Below are 23,666 nucleotides of genomic sequence, written 5' to 3' on the forward strand. Positions count from 1 at the left end.
GGCTTTGACGATGTGAGATGAATGTCCGGCGCACAGTGCCGTGGTGCGCTGACAGCAAGAAGGGGGCGTTTTCAACGCCCCCTTCTTTTATTGCCGGTTCATCCGCAGCCGTGGTGGCGGCATCCACGCGCGTTCAACGAAACACGTCCCGGCCGAAATACTTCTGCGAAATCCGCTGATACGTGCCGTCTTTCCTCATGCCCGCGAGCGCGTCGTCGAGCGCCATGCGCAGCTTCGGGTTGCCCTTGCGGATCAGCACCGCGGACCGGCTGCTGTCGTCGGACGACGTATCGACCGCGACGATCCTGATCTTCGCGTCGGGCTCGCGCTTCCTGTAGTCGAGAAACGACAGCGAGTCGTTGACGGTCGCATCGACGCGGCCCGCCACGATCAGATCGACCGATTCGTCGAAGCCTGGTGCGGGGATCAATTCCGCGCCGTGCGCGGCCGCGATCCGGCCGAGGTAGCTGGTCGGCGTATTGGCCGATTTGCGGCCCTTCAGGTCGTCGAAGGATTGGATCTGCGTGTTGTCCGACGCGACGATCAGCACCGCGTGCGACGTGATGTACGGATCCGAGTAATCGTATTTGAGCTTGCGCTCGTCGGTCACGCCCACTTCGTTGATGACCGCGTCGTAGCGGTTCACGTCCAGACCGGCGATCAGGCCTTCCCATTTGCCTTCGATGAATTGCGGCTCGACGCCCAGACGCTGCGCGATCGCGGTGCCGAGTTCGACGTCGAAGCCGGTCAACCGGCCTGCGTCGTCGTGATAGGTGAACGGCGCGTAGGTGCCTTCGGTGCCGATCCGGAACACGCCGGATGCCCTGATCCGCGTGAGATCGTCGGCGCTCGCCGGATGCGCGAGCGCCGCGTGCAACAATGCGATCATCGCCAGCGAACGAATCGGCTTCATCGTCATGAGCATTGGCGGAGCCTTCACTGCGCCTCGAGCTGCTTCATCCCGCTCAGTACGTCTCCAGATGCAGCCGCCCTTCCCGCTTCAACTTCGCCCACAGCACCTCCCAATCGAGCTGATGCTGCTCGACGATATCCCTGAGCGCCTGCAGCACGCCGTCTTCCATGCCTTTCAGGCCGCACACGTAGATATACGTGTTGTCGTCCTTCAGCAGATTCGCGACGTCCGACCCGCGCTCGCGCATCGCGTCCTGCACGTAGCGCTTCGCGTGGCCCGGCGTACGGGAAAACGCCAGCGTGGAGTCGATGAAATCCTTCGGCAGATTCGTCAGCGGCCCGAAATACGGCAGTTCTTCCTTGGTGCGCGCGCCGAAAAACAGCATCAGCCTGCCGGTCGCGCCTTTGAGACGCTTGCGCCGGCGGTACTCGGTCATCGCGCGCATCGGCGCCGAGCCGGTGCCGGTGCAGATCATCAGCAGATGCGAGTTCGGATGATTCGGCATCAGGAACGTGCTGCCGAATGGGCCGATCACGTTGACCACGTCGCCCTTCTTCAGATCGCACAGATAGTTCGAGCAGACGCCGTCGATCGCGTCGCCATGCTGCCGCGATACGCGCCTGACCGTCAGCGACACGTTGTTGTAGCCGGGCCGCTCGCCGTCGCGCGGACTCGCCACCGAGTACTGCCGCGCGTGATGCGCGCGTCCGTCGGCGCTTGCGCCGGGCGGCAGAATGCCGATCGACTGCCCCTCGAGCACCGGAAACGGCATCGCGCCGAAATCGAGCACGATATGGTGGATGTCGCTGGACGTCGCGGCGTCGGTCAGCCGGTAGTTGCCGACCACGGTCGCGGTGGTCGGCGTCTTGTGCGTGTAGAGATTCACATACGGTTTCGCGGCCGACCACGGCGGCACGACCGCGCCGCGCACCGTGTCGACTTCGATGCCGTCCGCGCCCTCGGCCGCGTCATCCGACGCGGCCGGCGCTTCGTCCGCCGGCGGCACCGCCATCGTGTTCTGTTCGGGCAGCACGTCCCACGTGAACTGCTCGTCGATCGAGTACGCGTCGGCCTTCAGCACCGTGCGCCAGTTGTCGATCGCGCCGGTCGGGCACGGCGGCACGCACGCCATGCAGCCGTTGCAGACATCCGCCTTGACCACGTAGTTGTCGTCGTCGTGCGTGATCGCGTCGATCGGACAGGTCTCTTCGCAGGTATTGCAGCGAATGCAGATTTCCGGATCGATCAGATGCTGCCGGAGAACTTCGATCGATACTGGGCCGTTCATGACTCCCTCCACTTCTTCACCTGCCTTTCCGCACGTCGGTCGTGCTTCAGTTGAAGCGCACGTATTCGAAATCGACCGGCTGACGGTTCACACCCATCGCGGGCGGCGCGATCCAGTTCGCGAACTTGCCGGGCTCGGCGACGCGCCCCATCAGCGACGCGACGAACGCGCGATCTTCCGGCGTGGCGAGCCACTTCGCTTCGTTCGCGGCCCATTCGGCCTCGCTGACGACGCGGCCGTCGGGTGACACACGCACCCCGGCGAACGTGCCGATCTGCCGGTTGAACGCCTTGTGCGGCACCGTCATGCGAAAGTCGATGCCGGCTTTCTCGAGCACCTTGTTCCAGCGCCCGACGCCCGCCACGGAATCCTTGATGTAATCGTCGCGCAGCACTTCGTTCATCGCGTTGAGCATCGGCACCTCGCGTTCGACGAGCTTGCCGTCCTGCACGTCGAGCAGCTTGTAGCCATGCTCGTTCAGACGATGATCGTCGTCGCGCTTGCCTTCCTCGTAGCGGCCCTTCAAACCGGAGCTGTAGAACGTCGCCGCATTCGACGAATGATCGGCGCCGAACAGGTCGATCGTGACCGAGTAGTGGAAGTTCAGATAGCGCTGAATCGTCGGCAGATCGATCACGCCGGCCGCGCGGATCTTCGCGACGTCGTCGGTGCCGAGTTCGTTCATCACCTGCGCGGTGCGCTGGATCACGCGCGACACGCCCGATTCGCCGACGAACATATGATGAGCTTCCTCGGTCAGCATGAACTTCGTGGTGCGCGCGAGCGGATCGAAACCCGACTCGGCGAGCGCCGACAACTGGAACTTGCCGTCGCGGTCGGTGAAGTACGTGAACATGTAGAACGCGAGCCAGTCCGGCGTTTTCTCGTTGAACGCGCCGAGAATGCGCGGATTGTCGTCGTCGCCCGAACGGCGGCCGAGCAGCGCTTCGGCTTCCTCGCGGCCGTCGCGGCCGAAGTAGCGATGCAGCAGATACACCATCGCCCACAGGTGACGGCCCTCCTCGACGTTGACCTGGAACAGGTTGCGCAGATCGTACAGCGACGGCGCGGTCAGCCCGAGATGACGCTGCTGCTCGACCGACGCCGGTTCGGTATCGCCCTGCGTGACGATGATGCGGCGCAGATTCGCGCGATGCTCGCCGGGCACGTCCTGCCACGCGGCTTCGCCCTTGTGCTCGCCGAAATGAATCTTGCGGTCCTGGTCGCCCGGCGTGAGGAAAATGCCCCAGCGGTACTCGGGCATCTTCACGTAATCGAAGTGCGCCCAGCCTCCCGCGTCGACGCTCACCGCGGTGCGCAGATACACGTCGTAGCCGTGCGAGCCCTCCGGGCCCATATCGCCCCACCACGACAGAAAATTCGGCTGCCACTGTTCGAGCGCGCGCTGCAGCGCCCGGTCGTCGGCGAGGTTGACGTTGTTCGGAATCTTTTCGCTGTAGTTGATCGTAGACATGGTCGGTTCCCTGTTCGAAAGCCGCGGTGGCGAGAGAGGCACGTATCGGCAGGCGGCGCTGGGTTATCGGTCGGATGCGGGTGAGATGCCGGGTGCGCGTGAGACGTGGCTCAAGCGTCGCTCAGGCGTTGCTCAGACCCGCGACACGTCGAATTGCGCCTTGCTGCCCTTGCCGTACACCTTGAGCGCGCCCTTCTCGCCCACTGCGTTCGGCCGGTTGAAGATCCAGTTCTGCCACGCGGTGAGACGGCCGAAGATGCGCGTCTCCATCGTTTCCGGGCCGTTGAAGCGCAGATTCGCTTCGAGGCCGGTCAATGCATCCGGCGACATCGCCGCGCGCTCTTCGAGCGCGATGCGGATTTCGTCGGCCCAATCGATATCGTCAGGCGACGCGGTCACGAGCCCCAGGCGCTCGGCGTCGACCGCCTTGACCGGCTGGCCGATCAGCGCGCGCACCGCGTCGAGCGGCTCGGCCTCCTCGTAGAAGCGCCGCGCGAGCCGCGACTGATGCGTGACGAGCGGATACAGGCCGAAGTTGACTTCCGACAGCGTGAGCGCCGGTTCCTCCTCTTCGTTGCCCGGCAGCGCGGCCATGTAGGTGCGATCGGCGGCGAACGCGAATTCGGCGAACGTGCCGGCAAAGCACGAGCCCGGCTCGATCAGCGTGAACAGCGAACGCGACGACACGTCGATGCGCGCGAGCGTGCGGCGCAGCATCCCGATCGTTTCGCGCACGAACCAGTGGTCCTTGTGCCGCAGCAGCGTCGCGTCGACCGCGAGCAGGTTGCGCGCGTCGCCTTCGGTCTTGAACACCCACGTGCCGATGTCGAGTTCGTTGGTGCGCATCGACAGGATCGCGTCGTCGAGTTCGCGCGCGAATTGCAGCGGCCACCAGTTCGCGCCGGCGGCGACGATCGCGTCGATATCGGCCGGTTGCGCGGTGCGCGGCGCGCGCGCGGTGAAGGTCGCGACGCGTTTCGCGCGATCGATCGTCACGTCGACCGTTTGATAGCCGATGCCGTCTTCGCGATCGGTGCGTTCGATGCGGGTCAGCGCGATGCCCTTCGCATCGGCGGGACGATCACTCCGTTCGGCGAGTTCGAGCGCGCGCGCCTGGATGGCCTGCTCGAACTGGTTCGGCTTCACGACTTCGTCGACCAGACGCCATGCCTTCGCGCGTTCGCCGCGCACGCCTTCGACCACCGTGCAGAAAATGTCGGCCCGGTCGTGACGGACGCGGCGCTTGTCGGTCACCCGCGTGAGGCCGCCCGTGCCCGGCAGCACGCCGAGCAGCGGCACTTCCGGCAGCGACACCGACGACGAGCGGTCGTCGACCAGATAGATTTCGTCGCAGGCGAGCGCGAGTTCATAACCGCCGCCCGCGCAGGAGCCGTTCACCGCGGCGAGAAACTTCAGGCCCGAATGACGCGACGAATCCTCGAGCCCGTTGCGCGTTTCGTTCGTGAACTTGCAGAAGTTGACCTTCCACGCGTGCGTGGACAAACCCAGCATGAAGATATTCGCGCCCGAGCAAAACACGCGGTCTTTCAGGCTCGTCACCACCACCGTCCGGACTTCCGGATGCTCGAAGCGGATGCGCTGGATCGCGTCGTGCAGCTCGATGTCGACGCCGAGATCATACGAATTGAGCTTCAGCTTGTAGCCGTCGCGAATGCCGCCGTCCTCGGCGATGTCGAGGCCGAGCGTCGCGACCGGACCGTTGAAACTCAGCTTCCAGTGCCGGTACTGCGACGGATCGGTGCGGTAATCGACCGGCGCAACCTCGGCAACGGCGGTATGTACTGTGGACATGGGGCGTCTCCTGACTGGACGATGCGGGATCTGTTTTTTGAACAATAGTGCATCGTCATACCCATGTAAAGCATTTTAGTGCATATTTAGGTGGAAACCCTGTATCTCGCGCTGCCGCTCAGCTCACCTGAGCGTCGTCCGGCGACTCCGCCGCGAGCCGCGCGGCGAGGCGGTCGCGCAGTTGCAGGTACGCGTCGGCGAGCGTTTTCTCGCTCGTGTCGAAGCTCATGTCGGCGCGCCCATACAGCTCGGCGCGCCCGGCGAGGATGCGCTTCAGGTCGTCCATCGCCTCCTTGTTGCCCGACATGGGCCGCAGATCGCCTTGCGCGATGACGCGGCGCATATGCTCCTCGGGCGTCGCCTGCAGCCACACGGTAAAGCAGTGCGACAGCAGCGCGTTGAACGTGCCCGACTCCGACACCAGCCCGCCCGGCGACGCGATCACCGCGCGTTCGTGCTCGTGAATCACCGCCTCGAGCGCGCGATGCTCGTAGCGCCGATACGCGCTCGCGCCATACAGCGAATGGATCTCCGCTGGTGGACAGCCCGCGAGCTGTTCGATCACGCGCGTGAGCTCGATGAACGGCACTTTGCGCTCCTGAGCGAGCATCCGCCCAAACGTCGATTTGCCCGCGCCGCGCAGGCCGATCAGCGCAATGCGGTCCTTGCGGTGCGGGTCGCGCGGCGCCTGCGCGAACATCTCGGCGAGCGCCACGCGCGCACGCTGCAACGCGGCCTGGTCGCGCCCCCGCAGCAGTTCGCGGATCAACAGCCACTCGGCCGACGAGGTGGTTTCGTCGCCGATCACTTCGGCGAGCGAGCAGTTCAAGGTAACCGCGATCTGCCGCAGCACCAGCACCGACGCATTGCCGACGCCCGATTCCAGATTCGCCAGATGCCGCTCCGACAGACCGGTCTCGGCCGCGAGCGTCTTGCGCGTCATGCCGCGGCGCGCGCGCAGCAGCCGCACGCGCTCGCCCATCGCGGTGAGAAACGGGTCGCGCTCTTCACGCTCAGCGCCACGCCCGGTGCGTTCGGCGCGGGCCGCTTCATCGTCGGCGGCGGCGTCGGCTTCGTCCAACGGTACGGGAGAGTACTTTTGATTCATGTTTTGCGACCTCTCGACTTCGATACATGTACTATAGTGCTTGACACGCACAAGGTGAACGGTTTAATTTTCGCCAAAAGCTGATCCTAATCACAAACACAGTCACGCGCCGCCGAACTTTTACCGGCGGCGTCTCGAAGACAGCGCGGCAACACGCATGCACCAAAGTTCCGGTGCCGGCCATCCGGCCCGCGTGAGCACGCGCTTCTGGAGGCTCGCATGTCCCCACAGGATTTCCAGCGTCTGATCGCAGGCGTCACCGGGCAACTCGCCGGGCGCCCGCTCGACGATTCGCTCGCGGCATGGCTGAACCACACCTGGCCCGCCGACAGCCCTACCTTCAGGGAGCTGGCGAACGCCTGCCGCGGCGGCGTCGCCGCAGGGTGGCTGTGCAACCGCGAGGCCGGCGGCATCCGCTACGGCCGCATCTTCAAGGCGTTGCCCGACACGCACGGCTTTTCCGTCGACGTCGTCGACATGCGGGACATCGCCGGTCCGCACCACGTTCATCCGCACGGCGAGATCGACCTGATCATGCCGCTCACAGAAGGCGCGACGTTCGACGGCCATCCGGCCGGCTGGTGCGTGTACGGCCCCGGCTCCGCGCATCGTCCGACGGTCGCGAACGGCCAGGCGCTCGTGCTGTATCTGCTGCCGCAAGGCGCGATCGAATTCACCCGCGCCTGAGCACGATCACGAGGACGAGGACGAGCATGAGCGAGCTTCTGAAAAACTACGTGGCCGGCCGGTGGATCGCCGGTCAGGGCGCGGGCACGACGCTGACCGATCCCATAACCGGTGACGCGCTCGTGCGCATATCGAGCGCGGGCCTCGACCTCGCGCGGGCCTTTGGCTTCGCGCGTGATCAGGGCGGCGGCGCCTTGCGCGCTCTCACCTACGCGCAGCGCGCCGCGCATCTCGCCGACATCGTCAAGCTGTTGCAGTCGAAGCGCGACGACTACTACGCGATCGCCACCGCGAACTCGGGCACGACACGCAACGATTCGGCGGTCGATATCGACGGCGGCATCTTCACGCTTTCGTACTACGCGAAACTGGGCGCATCGCTCGGCGACGCGCACGCGCTGCGCGACGGCACTGCGACCGCGCTGGGCAAGGATCAGTCGTTCAGCGTGCAGCACGTGCTGACGCCGACGCGCGGCGTCGCGCTCCTTATCAACGCGTTCAACTTTCCGTCGTGGGGACTGTGGGAGAAAGCCGGACCCGCGCTGCTGTCCGGCGTGCCGGTCATCGTCAAGCCCGCGAGCGCCACCGCATGGCTCACGCAGCGCATGGTCGCCGACGTCGTCGACGCAGGCATCCTGCCGGAAGGCGCGCTCTCGGTGATCTGCGGCGGCTCGGCGGGCCTGCTCGAGCAGGTCCGGGCATTCGACGTCGTGTCGTTCACCGGTTCCGCCGACACCGCCGCGACGTTGCGCGCGCATCCGGCCTTCGTGCGGCGTAGCGCGCGTCTGAACGTCGAGGCCGACAGCCTGAACAGCGCGATCCTGGGCGCGGACGCAACGCCCGATACGCCCGCGTTCGATCTGTTCATCAAGGAAGTCGTGCGCGAAATGACGGTGAAGTCCGGGCAGAAATGCACGGCGATCCGTCGCGCGTTCGTGCCGCGGGACTCGCTCGAAGCGGTGCTCGACGCGCTGAAAACGAAGCTCGCGAAAATCACCGTCGGCAATCCGCGCAACGAAAGCGTGCGCATGGGCTCGCTCGTCAGCCGCGCGCACTACGACAACGTGCTCGCCGGCATCGCCACGCTGCGCGAAGAAGCGGTGCTCGCCCATGACGGGTCCGCCGCGCCGCTGATCGACGCGGACCCGGCGGTGGCCGCCTGCGTCGCGCCGCATCTGTTCGTCGTCGACGATCCGGACCACGCGACGTTGCTGCACGACGTCGAAGTGTTCGGCCCGGTCGCGAGCGTCGCGCCCTATCGTGCCGCATCGAATGGCGAAGATCTGCCGGAAGCGCACGCGGTGGCCCTCGCGCGACGCGGTCAGGGCTCGCTCGTCGCGTCGATCTATTCGAACGACGACGCGCATCTCGGCCGCCTCGCGCTCGAACTCGCCGATACGCACGGACGCGTGCATACGATCTCGCCATCGGTGCAGCAAAGCCAGACCGGCCACGGCAACGTGATGCCGATGTCGCTGCACGGCGGCCCCGGCCGCGCGGGCGGCGGCGAAGAGCTCGGCTGCCTGCGCGCGCTCGGTTTCTATCATCGGCGCGCGGCGGTGCAGGCATCGGGCGTCGCGCTCGACACGCTCGCGCAAACCACGCATTTGCCGCCGGCCTAGCGGAAGCAAGCATCGAGCGGATCACGAGCACAGAACAGCCGGACCGCCCCCCACGGATGGAGGAGACATATGGAAGCCCTGCTGGAAACGACCGCGCGTCAGCCGGTCGCGCCGCCGCCCCCGTTATTCAACTTCGCGACGCATCTGTTCCAGTTGAATGAGGCCCGCGCGCACAAGATCGCCTACGTCGACGACAACGGCGCGACGACCTATGGCGAACTCGAAGCACGCGCGCGACGCTGCGCAAGCGCGCTGCGCGCGCTCGGCGTGCATCCCGAGGAACGCGTGCTGCTCGTGATGCTCGACACGGTGTCGCTGCCTGTCGCGTTTCTCGGCGCGCTGTATGCGGGCATCGTGCCGGTGGTCGCGAACACGCTGCTGAGCGCCGCCGACTACACGTACATGCTCACGCATAGTCATGCGCGCGCGGTGATCGTGTCGGAGCCGTTGCTGGCTCAGGTCACGCAAGCACTGAACGGTATCGACGACGACTGTCAGTTGATCGTCTCGCAGCCGCGGGCAACCACCGGCGCGACGCTTGCCGCGCCACGCTTCGAAACGCTGGTCGACGCCGCGCTGCCCGCGGCGAAGGACTGCGCGAGCAGCGGCGACGACATCGCGTTCTGGCTGTATTCGTCGGGCTCGACCGGCAAGCCGAAAGGCACGGTCCATACGCACGCGAATCTGTACTGGACCGCCGAGTTGTATGCGAAGCCGGTGCTCGGCATCGTCGAGAGCGACGTGGTGTTTTCGGCGGCCAAGCTGTTCTTCGCGTATGGGCTCGGCAATGCGCTGACCTTTCCGCTATCGGTCGGCGCGACCGCGATCCTGATGGCCGAACGCCCCACCGCGGATGCGATCTTCGCGCGCCTCGTGCAACATCGCCCGACCGTGTTCTACGGGGTGCCGACGCTCTACGCGAGCATGCTGGTCTCGCCGAATCTGCCCGCGCGCGCCGACGTCGCGATCCGCGTGTGCGCATCGGCGGGCGAAGCATTGCCGCGCGAAATCGGCGAGCGCTTCACCGCGCACTTCGGCGCCGAAATTCTCGACGGCATCGGCTCGACGGAAATGCTGCATATCTTCCTGTCGAATCGCGCGGGCGAAGTCGAATACGGCACGACCGGCCGCCCGGTGCCGGGCTACGAAGTCGAACTGCGCGACGAAGCCGGCCATCCGGTGCCCGACGGCGAAGTCGGCGATCTGTACATCAAGGGGCCGAGTGCCGCGCTGATGTACTGGAGCAATCGCGAGAAATCGCGCGCGACGTTTCTCGGCGAATGGATTCGCAGCGGCGACAAGTACCGGCGTCTCGCGAACGGCTGCTACGTGTACGCGGGCCGCAGCGACGACATGCTGAAAGTGAGCGGCCAGTACGTGTCGCCGGTCGAGGTGGAAATGGTGCTCGTCGAGCATCCCGCGGTGCTGGAGGCGGCGGTGGTTGGCGTCGATCATGGCGGGCTCGTGAAGACCCGCGCGTTCGTCGTGCTGAAACGCGAGTTCGCGCCATCCGGGATGCTCGCCGATGAACTGAAGGCGTTCGTCAAGGAACGGCTCGCGCCGCACAAGTATCCGCGCGATATCGTGTTCGCCGACGATCTGCCGAAGACCGCTACCGGTAAGATTCAACGTTTCAAGCTGCGCGAACAGTCATAAGGTGCTCCATGTCGAACTCCGCCCCCGCTCTTCACCCCGCCGCCGCGAGCCGCTTTGCCGGACTGCCGGCGACCGCCTCGCACGGACCGTTGCGCATCGAGTATCGCTGGGTTAATGAACAGGCAGGCGCACAGGCGGACGACGCAGCGGACGACACGCCGATCGCGGTCTTCCTGCACGAAGGGCTCGGCTCGATCGCGATGTGGCGGGACTGGCCGCAAGCCTTGTGCGAACGGCTCGGCATGCGCGGGCTCGTCTATTCGCGGCCCGGCTATGGGCTGTCGACGCCGCGTGAGCCTCACGTGAAATGGCCGGTCGATTTCATGACCGCGCAGGCACGCGACATTCTCCCGGCGCTGCTCGACGCGCTCGGCATCGACAGGCAACAGCGCCGGCGCATGTGGGTGATCGGCCATAGCGACGGCGGCTCGATCGCGCTGCTTTACGCGGCGCTGTATCCCGATGCGCTCGCGGGCGCGATCGTGATCGCGCCGCATGTGTTCGTCGAAGACATCTCGGTGCAAAGCATCGCGCAAACGAAACGGCTTTACGACACCACCGACCTGCGCGACAAGCTCGCGCGCTATCACGCCGACGTCGATTCCGCGTTCTACGGCTGGAACGATATCTGGCTGGACCCGGCGTTCAGGCAATGGTCGATCGTCGACGCGCTCGCGCCGATCCGCCAGCCGCTACTCGCGATACAAGGCCACGACGACAACTACGGCACGATGGCGCAGATCGACACGATCGCCGCGCGCGTGCCGCACGCGCAGCTCGTCAAGCTCGACGCATGCGGGCACTCGCCGCATCGCGACGCACCGGGCAAACTGAACGACGCGATCGCGGCGTTCGTCTCCGCGCATCGATAAAAAACAACGCTAAAAACGACGGGCGAATCCCTTACACATTCTTCATAAAAATTACACGGATCGGCGATTATGCTGCGGCATCGCTGACCTCGGCACATCGATGCCCAGGCATCCCTTCCCCGTGCCGGAGACCGTGCCATGCCCTTCGTGTCGAAGCCGTTTCATGCGTCTCGCGTGTCGCGATGCAAACGTTTGACGGGCGCGCTGGCAGTCGTCGTGCTGTGCGCGCTGACGGTTGCATGCAGCGACGACGATCACGCCGCCGGCCCGGATACGATCAGTTCCACCGGGCATTCAGCCGATAGCGGCGGCAACCCGTCGAGCACCGCGCCGGCCGACCCGTCGGCCAATCCCGTCCCCGCGGCGCTCACGATTCAAACTCCCGCCACCCCCGCATCCGATGCCGGCACCGCGCTGTCCGCCGCGTCGCCGCCGCTTGCCCGTCCCGTCATCCACACCGTGGATTGAGTTTCGCGCCGCGCGCACGATGCCCGGCACGCTTGCGCGCGTCCCTCGCATCGTCGCGGCGCCGCTTTGCAGTCCGTCTTCGCAGTCCCCCCTTCCACCCCGAAGATCTGAGCCAGAACCATGACCTCAAAAAATCGCCGTGATTTTCTACGCTCGGCCGCGCAAGCCGCCGGTTCCTTTACCGCGTTGAGCATGCTGCCGCCGGGCATTCGCAACGCGCTCGCGATTCCGGCCAACAACCGGACCGGCACGATTCGCGACGTCGAGCACATCGTCGTGCTGATGCAGGAAAACCGCTCGTTCGACCATTACTTCGGCACGCTCAAAGGCGTGCGCGGTTTCGGCGACACGCGCGCGATCAACCTCGCGAACGGCAAGCCGGTCTGGTATCAGCCGCTCACCACCGATGCCGTCGGCGCGGGCTACGTGCTGCCGTTCCGCCCCACCGCGCCGAATCTCGGCCTGCAATTCCTGCAGGATCTCGCGCACGACTGGGGCAGCACGCACGCAGCGTGGAACGGCGGCCGCAACGATCAATGGGTGCCCGCGAAGGGCGCGACGACGATGGCGTACCTGACGCGCGACGACATCCCGTTTCACTACCAGCTCGCCGACGCATTCACGATCTGCGACGCGTACCACTGCTCACTGATGGGCCCGACCGATCCGAACCGCTACTACATGTGGAGCGGCTGGGTCGGCAACGACGGCAGCGGCGGCGGCCCGGTGATCGACAATTCGGAGCTCGGCTACGGCTGGTCGACCTACCCGGAGGTGCTGCAAAACGCCGGCATCTCGTGGAAGATCTATCAGGACATCGGCACCGGGCTCGACGCAAATGGCTCGTGGGGCTGGACGCAGAATGCGTACATCGGCAATTACGGCGACAACTCGCTGCTCTACTTCAACCAGTACCGCAACGCGCAACCGGGCAATCCGCTCTATGACAACGCGCGTACCGGCACCAACGCGGCGAAAGGCGACGGCTATTTCGACATCCTGAAGCGCGACGTGCAGAACGGCACGCTGCCGCAAGTGTCGTGGATCGTCGCGCCCGAAGCGTATTCCGAGCATCCGAACTGGCCGTCGAACTACGGCGCGTGGTACATCGATCAGGTGCTGCAGATCCTCACGTCGAACCCCGACGTGTGGAGCAGGACCGTGCTGCTGGTCAACTACGACGAAAACGATGGCTTCTTCGATCACATCGCGCAGCCGTTCGCGGCCGCGTCGAGCGCGAACGGGCTCTCGACGGTCGACATCAGCAACGAAATCTACGCGGGTAACGCGAACAACGTCGCCGGGCCGTACGGGCTCGGGCCGCGCGTGCCGATGCTCGTCGTGTCGCCGTGGTCGAAGGGCGGCTACGTGTGTTCGGAAGTGTTCGACCATACGTCGGTGATCCGCTTCATCGAAGCGCGCTTCGGCCGGCACCACAATCTCGGCGAATCGAACATCACGCCGTGGCGCCGCGCGGTATGCGGCGATCTGACCTCGGCGTTCAACTTCGCCAATCCGAACGACGCGTTGCCGTCGCTGCCGCCCACGAATGCGTATGTGCCGCCCGATCAGAACCGTCATCCGGATTACGTGCCGCAGCCGCCCGCGGTGCAGGCAGTGCCGAAGCAGGAACCCGGCGTGCGCCCGGCGCGTGCGTTGCCGTACGAACTGTTCGTGCGCGTCGACGAAGGCAGGAACGGCAAGCTGACGATGCGCTTCATCAACACGGGCAACGCGGGCGCCGTGTTCCTCGTCTATACGGCGAACGGCGCCGACGCACCGCGCAGCTATACGGTCGAGGCCGGCAAGCGCCTGCAGGACCAGCTACTGCCCAATGCCGACGGCAGCTACGACTTCTCCGTGCACGGTCCGAACGGCTTTCTGCGGCGCTTCGCGGGCACGGTGGCCGCGCGCAGGACGTGGCATGGCCCGGATGCCGCGCGGGCGGACGTCGCCGAGGGTTACGACGTCGCGAACGGCAATCTGCAACTGCGGCTCGGGAACGCTGGCGGCACGCGTTGCCAGTTCACGATCGTCAATGCGTACGATCCGGCAAACGTGATCAGGCATTCGGTGCGCGGCGGCGACAGCGACGATCTGTACCTCGATCTGCGCAACGCGCACGGCTGGTACGACCTCGCGATCAGCGTCGATACGGATTCGTCGTTCGCGCGGCGCCTCGCGGGCCACGTCGAAACCGGCAGGAGCAGCGTCAGCGATCCGGCGTTGGGTGGCTAGGGCCCTCCGGATCGACGAAGCTCTTCCGTAAAAGCAACGGCCGCTGCAAGTTCGATTGCAGCGGCCGTTGTTTTATCGAGCCGGCGCTTACGCTTCGAAATCGAGCCCGCCGAGCAACATCACCGGCTCGCCCTGCGTATGCGTGAGGAAATCGAGTTCGCGCGCCTGGGTCCATGCATTGAGCTTGCGCGGCAGCGCGGCGAGATACCGGGCGAAGCGCGCCGGCCCCTCGTCGCTCATCAGCCTTTCGATTTCATCGCTGTCCCAGGTCAGGTACAGATTCAACGGATGCGGGTAGTGACCGAGTTCCTCGAGCGGCGCCGCGTGAATCCGCACGCGCGTGGGCTGCCGGTGGCCGCCATTCGGCAGCACCTCGGTATGCACGGTCTTCGCGAAACACGCGGCGAGCGCCTCGGCGATGCGAGGCGCGAACTCCTTGTCGAAACGAACGGCACTCTCCGGGCGCATCCATGTCTCCGATGTCATGCGTGATAGTGGCTCGGCCATCGTAGCATGGGCATGCTCGCATACGCGTTGGCGAAAACGCGGCGGATTTACGGCCGAGCGGGCGTGTCCGGATCGGACGCCAGCGACTCGCGCAGCGCCTTGCGGATCACCTTGCCGGTCGCCGTCAGCGGCAGGCTTTCGACGAAGCGGATCTCGCGCGGATATTCGTGCGCGGCAAGACGCGTCTTCACGTGCTGCTGGATCTCGCGCACGAGCGCGGCGTCGCCGGTGAAACCCGACTTCAGCACGACGAACGCCATCACGATTTCAGTGCGCTCGCGATCCGGCGCGCCGATCACCGCGGCCATCGACACCGCCGGATGACGCAGCAGCGAATCCTCGATCGACGCAGGCCCGATCCGGTAACCGGCGCTCGTGATCACGTCGTCGCCACGGCCGACGAAGCGGATAAAGCCGTCCGCGTCGCACGCGCCGAGATCGCCGGTCAGCAGAAACCTGCCGCGGAATTTCTCGCGCGTCGCGGCTTCGTTGTGCCAGTAGCCGAGGAACATCACCGGATCGGGCGCGGCCACCGCGATATCACCGATGGCGCCCGGCGGCAGTTCGTTGCCGTCCGCATCGACGATCGCGACGTGATGCCCCGGCACCGCGCGGCCGATCGCGCCGAAGCGCGGTTCGAACAGCGCCGCGCACGACGACACGACGACGTTGCACTCGGTTTGCCCATAGAACTCGTTGATCGTGACGCCGAGCGTCGCGCGGCCCCAGCCGATCAGTTCCTCGCCGAGCGATTCGCCGCCGCTCGCGACCGAACGCAACGCGAGGCGTAGATGGGCGGGACGCTCGACACCGCGCATCATCTTCAGCGCGGTCGGCGGCAGGAACGCATGCGAGACCGCGTGACGCGCGATCAGATCGAACGCCGCGTGGCCGTCGAATTTCGCGAAGCGGCGCGCGAGCACCGCGACGCCGTGATGCCACGACGGCAGCAGCACGTCGAACAGCCCGCCGATCCATGCCCAGTCCGCGGGGGTCCACATCAGCGTCGCATGCGCGGGAAAGCCTTGCTGCGACATCTCGACACCGGGCAGATGGCCGGGCAACACGCGATGTCCGTGCAGCGCCCCCTTGGGCTTGCCGGTCGTGCCCGACGTGTAGATGATGATCGCGGGATCGTCCGCGCCGGTGTCCGCCGGCGTGAAGGCAGCGGGGGCGCTGTTCAGCGCATGCCAGAACGAACGCACGGGCACGGGCGCCGCGTCGTCATCGTGTTCGATATCGACGCTGAAGACATCGCGCAATGCCGGCAACGCAGAGCGGATTTCACCCACCTTGCGCACGCCGGCCTGATCGGTGACCAACGCGACCGCGCCGCTGTCGCCGAGACGGTGCTCGATCGCATCGACGCCGAACAACGCGAAAAGCGGCACCGCGATCATCCCGGCCTTGTACACGGCAAGGTGCGCGACCGCCGTTTCGACCGATTGCGACAGAAAGATGCCGACGCGCTCGCCTCGCCGCGCGCCCGACGCCAGCAATGCGTTCGCGAACCGGTCGGACAGCGCTTTCAGTTCGTCGAACGTGTAGCGGGTCGCGCGGCCGTCGGCGTCTTCGTAGATCAGCGCGAGGCGGCCCGAGCCGTCGGCCCATTTATCGCAGACGTCGACGCCGATGTTGTAGCGCGCGGGAATGCGCCATGCGAAGTTTGCCGTGAGCGAATCGTAAGTCTGGCCGTCCAGGTTCATCGTCGTCTCCGTCTCTCGTTCCTATACCTTTATCGCCATGTGGGGCGTGACATGGCACGCAGTTGCCAATATTTACACCCGCGCGGCCACGCGCCCCGTTTTTCCCGAGTTTAGCCCACCCCCGAACCGCCTCCGCCCGCGTGCAACGCCCGCTGAATCCGGTACATATGACCTGCGCTGTCCGAATTCGCCTCAACGTTTCGCGACAACTCCTGTGCGAATCCGGCCCAATACATCTGACCTTCGCCCGCCGCGTCTAGCATCCATAAAGACTCGCGGCGCGCGTGGCGTCGCATGATTCTTACCCGGATGGCTTATGAGCAAGGCAAGATTCGCATCGTTCTGGCACGGCCCGGAACTCTCCCCCTATGAAATCGCCTGTCTGAATTCGTTTTCCGCGTACGGCAGCGAGGTCGCGCTCTACAGTTACGAGCCGATCGCCAACCTGCCGGGCAACGTGATCGCGAAAGACGCGAGCGCGATTCTGCCGCGCGATTCGCTGAACGACTTTCCGATTCACGGCGTGCCGTCGATGGCGCATTTCACCGACTATTTCCGCTTCGTGATGTTCACGAAGACCGACGAAATCTGGGTCGACACCGACCTGCTGCTGCTGCGCGATCTCGATCTCAACGCCAAGGGAGACCTGATCGGCAAGGAAAGCCCGAGCAGCATCTGCACCGCGCTGCTGCGGCTCGACCCCGACAAGCCGCGCCTCAACGAACTGATCAAACGGGTCGAGGCGATGAAAGGGACCGCGCTCAGTTGGGGCGCGACGGGCCCGCGTCTGCTGACCGCCGTCTACGGCGTGAAGGCCGGTCTGCCCGAAAGCCTGTTCTACCCGGTGCATTTCGACGATTACTACAAGGTGTTCCTGCCGCGCTACTTCGACGAATGCGCGGCACTGTGCTCGGACGCGTACACGCTGCATCTGTGGAACAACCGCGTGGTCAAGATGGGCCTCTTCAAGCGGATCGGCCCGCCGGTGGGTTCGTTCCTGCATCACGTGTTCGCGCAAACCGGCGCGAACGGCCTGTTCCGCGAGTTCTACCCGGCGAACGTGATGCAGACGATGATCGACAACGTGGTGGAGAAAGTCGGCAGCGACGAAGGCGTGCGCAAGCTGCTGCGCGTCGGCGTGCCGATGGTCAGGACCGCGATCACGCGCAGGCTCGGGGTATAAGAAGACGCGCGCGGCGCCTCATCCGGGCCGCCGCCCGTTATTACTATCTTCCCGCCTCGTTCGCCTGCTCCAGAATGAACTCGATAAAAGTCGCGGCCGCGCGCGTGTGATGCCGGTTCGGCATATAAAGCAGGTACATATGCGTGCCGAAGATGCTGAGCCGCCATTCATCGAGCGCGCTCAGCACGGCGCCGCGCCTCACATCGTCCTGCACCACGTAGTCGGGCACGAGTCCGACGCCGAGCCCGGCCAGCACCGCCTGGCGTAAGAACAGAAAGTTCTCGGAGATGATCGTCGGCTCGAGCAGCACCTCGTGCCGCTCGTCGCGCAGATAAGCGGCCAGACGCAACTGCCTGCCGATCACGGCCGCGGTGATCAGCGGCGCCGCGCGCAGATCGTCGAGCGTCGTGGGCACGCCATGCGTTTGCGCGAATTCGCGCGACGCGCACGCGACATAGCGGACCGGGCCCATGTCGCGCGCGACGAGATTTTGCGGCGGCTCCGACATCACGCGCACCGCGATATCGACCTCGTCGCGCATCAGATCCTCGACACGGTTCTCGAACATCACATCGAGCACGATGCCGGGATAAAGCCGCTTGAACGCGATCAGCCAGTCGGACATCACGAGCTGGCCGTAGCCGCTCGGCACGCTCAGGCGCACGCGTCCTTGCAGGCTCTGCCCGAGCGTCGTGACCGACTCGCGCGCGGCGAGCAGCGCGTTGCGGATCGTGCGGCCGTGTTCGTAAAGCCGCAGACCGATCTCGGTCGGCTCGACGCGGCGCGTCGTGCGCCGGACCAGTTGCAGTCCGACCGAGCGCTCGAGCTGGTTCAGGTGATAGCTGACGTTCGCGCGGCTCATTTTCAGCCGGCGCGCGGCTTCGCTCAGATTGCCGGCATCGAGGATATCGACCAGCAGGGTCAGGGAATTGACGTCCATTGCAGCGCAATTGTCAAAATAATTTTGACAGTCTGTCAATCATCCATGCCATTGTCAACGAACCTTGACCACTCCAGAATGAGACGATCCGGCGCGCCGACCAGGCCACGCCCGCGCCCTCGCCCAATCAGGAGACACCCACGATGACCCCCACCCCTTCCACCGACGTCGTTATGCGCGAATTGCGCGGCAAGGTGCTGCTCGTCACGATCGACCACGCGCCGGTGAACGCGCTATCCGCCGACGTGCGGCGCGGCCTGCTCGCGGCCATCGAAGCGGCCGACGCGGACCGGGCCGTCGAAGCCGTGCTGATCGTCGGCGCGGGGCGCAACTTCATCGCCGGCGCGGATATTCGCGAATTCGGCAAGCCGCCGCTGCCGCCGTCACTGCCGGACGTGTGCAACCGCATCGAGGCGTGCGCGAAGCCGGTCGTCGCCGCGCTTCACGGCGCGGCGCTCGGCGGCGGCCTCGAAGTGGCGCTCGCCGCGCATTACCGGATCGCCGTCGACGGCGCGAAGCTTGGTCTGCCCGAAGTGCAGCTCGGCCTGCTGCCGGGCGCGGGCGGCACGCAGCGCACGCCGCGCCTGATCGGCGCGCAGGCGGCGCTCGACCTGATCCTGAGCGGCCGGCATGCGAGCGCGAAGGAAGCGCTCGCGCTCGGCCTGATCGACCGTCTGGGCGCAAGCGGCGACATCCTCGCCGAAGGGCTCGCCTACGTGCACGAACTGCTCGCCGCGCAGGCGCCGGTGCGCCGCACGCGCGAGGCCGGCGCACTCGGCGATCGCGCTGCGAGTCTCGCCGCGGTCGCCGCGGCGCGCGCGGAGACCGAAAAGAAATCGCGCGGCCTGTTCTCGCCGCTGAAGATCGTCGAAGCGGTCGAGGCTGCGATCGAACAGCCGTTCGACGAAGGCCTGCGCACCGAGCGCAAGCTGTTCCTGGAATGCCTCGACAGCCCGCAGCGCGCCGGCCTGGTTCACGCGTTCTTTGCCGAGCGCGAAGTGCTGAAGGCGCCCGAAACGCGCGACGCGCAACCACGCGCGCTCGCTTCGATCGGCGTGGTCGGCGGCGGCACGATGGGCGCGGGCATCGCGGTCGCGGTGCTCGACGCCGGCCTGCCCGTGACGATGATCGAACGCGACGACACGTCGCTCGCGCGCGGCCGCGCGCACATCGAGAAGGTCTACGACGGCCTGATCGCGAAAGGCCGTCTCACCGCGGAAAAGAAAGCCGCGATCATCGCGCGCTGGAGCGGCAGCACCTCGTACGATACGCTCGCCCACGCCGATCTCGTGATCGAAGCCGTGTTCGAAGACCTCGATGTGAAAAAAGCCGTGTTCGCCGAACTCGATCGCGTGTGCAAACCGGGCGCGGTGCTCGCGACCAACACGTCGTATCTCGACATCGACGCGATCGCGGCCAGCATATCCCGCCCCGCCGACGTGATCGGCCTGCACTTCTTCTCGCCCGCCAACATCATGAAGCTGCTCGAAGTGGTGGTGCCGAAGCAGGTCAGCGCGGACGTGGTCGCGACCGCGTTCGAGCTTGCGAAGAAGCTGCGCAAGACGCCGGTGCGCGCGGGCGTGTGCGACGGCTTTATCGGCAACCGCGTGCTCGCCGTCTATCGCGCCGCCGCCGACGCAATCATGGAAGACGGCGCGTCGCCGTATCAGATCGACGCGGCGGTGCGCGCGTTCGGCTTCCCGATGGGACCGTTCCAGGTGATCGATCTCGCGGGCGGCGACATCGGCTGGGCCACGCGCAAGCGCCGCGCGGCGACGCGCAATCCGGACGCCCGCTACGTGCAGATCGCCGACCGCCTGTGCGAGCGCGGCTGGTTCGGCCAGAAGACCGGCCGCGGCTTCTATCTGTATCCCGCCGGATCGCGCGGCGGCTCGCCCGACCCGGAAGTCGAAGCGATCATCGACGCCGAGCGCCGGCGCGCGGGCATCACGCCACGCACGTTCAGCGACGAAGAAATCATGCGCCGCTATATGGCCGCGATGATCAACGAAGGCGCGAACGTCGTGCACGAACGCATCGCGCTGCGTCCGCTCGACGTCGACGTGACGCTCCTGTATGGCTACGGCTTTCCGCGCTATCGCGGTGGCCCGATGAAATACGCCGATAGCGTCGGCCTGCCGAAGATTCTCGCCGACATTCGCGAATTCGCGCGGGAAGACCCGCTATTCTGGAAGCCGTCACCGCTGCTGGTCGAGCTCGTCGAGCGCGGTGAGGATTTCGCGAGCCTGAACAGGACGGTCTGAGAAACCTGCGATTGCCGGATCGGCGGCGCGCGAACCGCGCCGCCGATCCGGACACTTCGCCGAACACGACGGAAGAACCCGCGATGGATCTGAATTTCACCCCAGAAGAAGAAGCGTTTCGCGCCAGCGTGCTGGCCTTTCTGCGCGACCGGCTTCCGCGGCGTCTTGCCGACAAGGTGCACGGCGGGCGCCGCCTCACGCGCGACGACATGGCCGAGTGGCATGCGATTCTGAACGCGCAGGGCTGGCTCGCGAATCACTGGCCGAAGGAATACGGGGGCCCCGGCTGGAACGCGGTGCAGAAATTCATCTTCGAAAACGAATGCGCGCTCGCCGGCGCGCCGCGCGTCGTGCCGTTCGGCGTCAATATGCTCGGCCCCGTGCTGATCCGATACGGCAGCGACGCGCAGAAACGCCACTGGCTGCCGCGCATTCTCGACGGCTCCGACTGGTGGTGCCAGGGCTATTCGGAGCCGGGCGCGGGCTCCGATCTCGCGTCGGTGAAGACCACCGCGGTGCGCGGCAACGACGCGCAAGGCGAGCACTACGTCGTCAACGGCCAGAAGACGTGGACCACACTCGGCCACTACGCGAACATGATCTTCTGCCTCGTGCGCACCGCGACCGACGTGCGCAAGCAGGAAGGCATCAGCTTTCTGCTGATCGACATGAACACGCCGGGCGTCGAAGTGCGGCCGATCATCACGCTCGACGGCGAGCACGAGGTCAACGAAGTGTTTTTCACCGACGTGCGCGTGCCGGCCGACAATCTGGTCGGCGAAGAGAACAAGGGCTGGACCTACGCGAAATATCTACTCACGTATGAGCGCACCAATATCGCGGGTGTCGGCTTCTCGGTGGCCGCGTTCAACCGCTTGCGCAAGATCGCCGCGACACAGCGCCGCAATGGTCGCCCGCTCGCCGAAGACCCGGCGTTCGCGGCGCGCATGGCGCGCGTCGAGATCGATCTCGAGAACATGAAGACCACGAACCTGCGCGTGATCGCGGCCGTGGCGGGCGGCGGCGTGCCGGGCGCGGAAAGTTCGATGCTGAAGATTCGCGGCACCGAGATCCGCCAGGAAATCTCGTCGCTCACACGTCGCGCGATAGGCGCGTACGCGCAGCCGTTCGTCGAGGAAGCGCTGCACGAAGGTTTCGACGGCGTGCCGGTCGGGCCCGACGAAGCCGCGAGCGCGGCGGCGCAGTACTTCAACAATCGCAAGCTGTCGATTTTCGGCGGCTCGAACGAAATCCAGAAGAACATCATTTCCAAAATGATCCTCGGGCTTTAAGAGACACACGTCATGAATTTCCAGCACACCGAAGACCGCCGCATGCTGGCGGATACGCTGAACCGCTTCATCGGCGAGCAGTACGGCTTCGCGACGCGCGACCGGATCGCGCGCTCGGAACACGGTTTCAGCACGCAATTGTGGGCGCGCTTCGCGGAGCTCGGCGTGATCGGCGCGTTGTTCGATGAAGCGAGCGGCGGGTTCGGCGGCGGCGGATTCGATATTTCCGTCGTGTTCGAGAGTCTGGGGCGCGGCCTCGTCGTCGAACCGTTTCTCGATACGCTGATCGTCGGCCGCGCGCTCGCGCGCAGCGGCAACGACGCGCAGAAAGCGGCGCTTGGTGCGTTGATCGACGGCTCGCGGATCGCTGCGCTCGCGCACGGCGAGCCGGACAGCCACTACGAACTCGCACGCGTGACGACGCGCGCGCAGCGCAGCGTTAATGACGAAAGCAACGCGTGGACGCTGAACGGTGCGAAGGCAGTGGTCCAGCATGGCGAGCAGGCCTCGATGTTTCTGGTCTCGGCGCGCACGAGCGGCGACGACGATGCCGAAGCGGGTATCACGCTGTTCGTCGTGCCGCGCGACGCGGCGGGCGTCAATGTACGCGGCTATCGCAAGATCGATGGCGGGCGCGCCGCCGAAGTGACGTTCGACAACGTCACGCTCGGCGACGACGCGGTGCTCGGCTCAGCAGACGCCGGCTTCGCGACGCTCGAATATGCGCTGAGCTGCGGCGTGCTCGCGCTGTGCGCGGAAGCGGTCGGCGCGATGGACGTCGCGAAGGACTACACGCTCGATTATCTGCGCACACGCAAGCAGTTCGGCGTGCCGATCGGCAGCTTCCAGGCGTTGCAGCACCGGATGGCCGACCTATTGCTCGAAATCGAGCAGGCACGTTCGGCGGTGATCAACGCGGCGGCCGCGCTCGATGGCGAACGCACCGCGCGCGAGCGCGCGGTGTCGGCGGCGAAATACAGCATCGGCCGAATCGGCACGCTGGTCGCGGAGGAATGCATCCAGTTGCACGGCGGGATCGGCATGACATGGGAGTTGCCGCTCGCGCATTACGCGAAACGCCTCGTGATGATCGATCATCAGTTGGGCGATGAGGATCATCATCTCGAGCGGTTCATCGCGTTGGGTGCCCGGTGAGGCGCTCGCCGACGCGAAGAAGCCGAACCCTTCCTCACACACAAGCAACCATGAAATATCTGGTTCTGGCACTGACGTTTATCAGCACTTCCGTGCTGGCGAGCGCTTCCGATCCGATCGACGAAATCGCGAACCGCAGCGGACTGCCCGCAAGCGAGGTCTCCGCGATCCTGTCGAATTGCGAAGCCAATCAAACCAGCATGAACTTCTGTGCATGGCGCGATCAGCTCGTCGCGGAACAGAAACTGGAACATGTCGTGGAGGCAACGGCCGGTTCGTCGACGGCCTGCAAAACGGCGCTGCAAAAAAAGATTGCCGCATGGAAAAAACGCCGCGACGCCAACTGCTCGAAATCGGCCTCACGGGAATGGGGCAATGGCTCGATGCTGCCCACCGCGGTCGCGATGTGTAAAACCGCCGCAACGGACCGCATGCGCAAAGCGATCGGAACCGAAAAGTGCCGATGAGTGCCGTCGCATTT

19 protein-coding genes are annotated in these 23,666 nt (G+C 65.7%); 11 read left to right on the plus strand and 8 right to left on the minus strand.

The window, feature by feature from the left end; genetic code table 11:
* Nucleotides 1-133 precede the first annotated feature (133 nt).
* The 5 genes from QM685_RS04670 to QM685_RS04690 all read right to left on the minus strand — a co-directional run bounded on the left by QM685_RS04670 (nt 134) and on the right by QM685_RS04690 (nt 6,595).
* On the minus strand, nt 134-913 hold the full coding sequence (locus QM685_RS04670; protein WP_415113974.1) for an amino acid ABC transporter substrate-binding protein: 780 nt from the start codon (nt 911-913) through the stop codon (nt 134-136).
* A 52-nt stretch (nt 914-965) separates the two neighbouring features.
* Nucleotides 966-2,201, minus strand: a complete 1,236-nt coding sequence (boxA, locus tag QM685_RS04675; protein ID WP_415113225.1) for a benzoyl-CoA 2,3-epoxidase subunit BoxA — start codon at nt 2,199-2,201, stop codon at nt 966-968.
* 46 nt (nt 2,202-2,247) lie between these two features.
* A complete protein-coding gene (gene boxB / locus QM685_RS04680) occupies nt 2,248-3,675 on the minus strand; it encodes a benzoyl-CoA 2,3-epoxidase subunit BoxB (RefSeq protein ID WP_415113227.1) in 1,428 nt (475 codons plus the stop codon).
* A gap of 132 nt (nt 3,676-3,807) precedes the next feature.
* A complete protein-coding gene (boxC, locus tag QM685_RS04685; protein ID WP_415113229.1) occupies nt 3,808-5,487 on the minus strand; it encodes a 2,3-epoxybenzoyl-CoA dihydrolase in 1,680 nt (559 codons plus the stop codon).
* A 118-nt stretch (nt 5,488-5,605) separates the two neighbouring features.
* Nucleotides 5,606-6,595, minus strand: a complete 990-nt coding sequence (locus QM685_RS04690) for a helix-turn-helix transcriptional regulator (protein WP_415113231.1) — start codon at nt 6,593-6,595, stop codon at nt 5,606-5,608.
* Nucleotides 6,596-6,814: 219 nt separating this feature from the next.
* Here QM685_RS04690 and QM685_RS04695 point away from each other — a divergent pair, with 219 nt between their 5' ends.
* The 6 genes from QM685_RS04695 to QM685_RS04720 all read left to right on the plus strand — a co-directional run bounded on the left by QM685_RS04695 (nt 6,815) and on the right by QM685_RS04720 (nt 14,138).
* The gene (locus QM685_RS04695) at nt 6,815-7,282 is read left to right on the plus strand and encodes a DUF4863 family protein (protein WP_415113233.1); all 468 of its coding nucleotides are present in this window, start codon (nt 6,815-6,817) and stop codon (nt 7,280-7,282) included.
* A gap of 26 nt (nt 7,283-7,308) precedes the next feature.
* Entirely contained in the window at nt 7,309-8,904 is a 1,596-nt protein-coding gene (locus tag QM685_RS04700; protein ID WP_415113235.1) for a 3,4-dehydroadipyl-CoA semialdehyde dehydrogenase, read from the plus strand.
* 69 nt (nt 8,905-8,973) lie between these two features.
* Complete coding sequence (locus tag QM685_RS04705) at nt 8,974-10,560, plus strand: benzoate-CoA ligase family protein (protein ID WP_415113237.1); 1,587 nt, start codon at nt 8,974-8,976, stop codon at nt 10,558-10,560.
* Nucleotides 10,561-10,568: 8 nt separating this feature from the next.
* Entirely contained in the window at nt 10,569-11,432 is an 864-nt protein-coding gene (locus tag QM685_RS04710) for an alpha/beta fold hydrolase (RefSeq protein WP_415113239.1), read from the plus strand.
* Between the two features lie 138 nt (nt 11,433-11,570).
* On the plus strand, nt 11,571-11,900 hold the full coding sequence (locus tag QM685_RS04715; RefSeq protein WP_415113241.1) for a hypothetical protein: 330 nt from the start codon (nt 11,571-11,573) through the stop codon (nt 11,898-11,900).
* A gap of 120 nt (nt 11,901-12,020) precedes the next feature.
* A complete protein-coding gene (locus QM685_RS04720) occupies nt 12,021-14,138 on the plus strand; it encodes a phosphocholine-specific phospholipase C (protein ID WP_415113243.1) in 2,118 nt (705 codons plus the stop codon).
* Nucleotides 14,139-14,225: 87 nt separating this feature from the next.
* Here QM685_RS04720 and QM685_RS04725 read toward each other — a convergent pair whose 3' ends face one another.
* Both QM685_RS04725 and QM685_RS04730 read right to left on the minus strand, forming a co-directional pair.
* Nucleotides 14,226-14,606 (minus strand): DUF5594 family protein, encoded by a 381-nt coding sequence (locus tag QM685_RS04725; RefSeq protein ID WP_415113245.1) that lies wholly within the window; start codon nt 14,604-14,606, stop codon nt 14,226-14,228.
* Between the two features lie 86 nt (nt 14,607-14,692).
* A complete protein-coding gene (locus QM685_RS04730; RefSeq protein WP_415113247.1) occupies nt 14,693-16,351 on the minus strand; it encodes an acyl-CoA synthetase in 1,659 nt (552 codons plus the stop codon).
* A 316-nt stretch (nt 16,352-16,667) separates the two neighbouring features.
* On the opposite strand from QM685_RS04730, the gene QM685_RS04735 reads away from it, so the two are divergent.
* Nucleotides 16,668-17,534, plus strand: a complete 867-nt coding sequence (locus QM685_RS04735) for a hypothetical protein (RefSeq protein ID WP_415113249.1) — start codon at nt 16,668-16,670, stop codon at nt 17,532-17,534.
* Between the two features lie 43 nt (nt 17,535-17,577).
* Here the strand turns inward: QM685_RS04735 and QM685_RS04740 are convergent, their stop codons facing one another.
* Nucleotides 17,578-18,474: a LysR family transcriptional regulator gene (locus tag QM685_RS04740; protein ID WP_415113250.1), complete on the minus strand. Its 897-nt coding sequence runs from the start codon at nt 18,472-18,474 to the stop codon at nt 17,578-17,580.
* A 143-nt stretch (nt 18,475-18,617) separates the two neighbouring features.
* Between QM685_RS04740 and QM685_RS04745 the strand changes: the two genes are divergently transcribed.
* The 4 genes from QM685_RS04745 (at nt 18,618) to QM685_RS04760 (ending at nt 23,652) form a co-directional block, all read left to right on the plus strand.
* Nucleotides 18,618-20,738, plus strand: a complete 2,121-nt coding sequence (locus tag QM685_RS04745; RefSeq protein WP_415113252.1) for a 3-hydroxyacyl-CoA dehydrogenase NAD-binding domain-containing protein — start codon at nt 18,618-18,620, stop codon at nt 20,736-20,738.
* An 83-nt stretch (nt 20,739-20,821) separates the two neighbouring features.
* Nucleotides 20,822-22,030 (plus strand): acyl-CoA dehydrogenase family protein, encoded by a 1,209-nt coding sequence (locus QM685_RS04750; protein WP_415113254.1) that lies wholly within the window; start codon nt 20,822-20,824, stop codon nt 22,028-22,030.
* Nucleotides 22,031-22,042: 12 nt separating this feature from the next.
* Complete coding sequence (locus tag QM685_RS04755; RefSeq protein ID WP_415113256.1) at nt 22,043-23,185, plus strand: acyl-CoA dehydrogenase family protein; 1,143 nt, start codon at nt 22,043-22,045, stop codon at nt 23,183-23,185.
* A 92-nt stretch (nt 23,186-23,277) separates the two neighbouring features.
* Nucleotides 23,278-23,652 carry a lysozyme inhibitor LprI family protein gene (locus QM685_RS04760; RefSeq protein WP_415113258.1) on the plus strand — a complete coding sequence of 125 codons (375 nt, stop codon included), beginning with the start codon at nt 23,278-23,280 and terminating at the stop codon, nt 23,650-23,652.
* Nucleotides 23,653-23,666: the final 14 nt, after the last annotated feature.

This window comes from Paraburkholderia sp. (assembly GCF_047605525.1).
GTDB lineage: Bacteria > Pseudomonadota > Gammaproteobacteria > Burkholderiales > Burkholderiaceae > Paraburkholderia.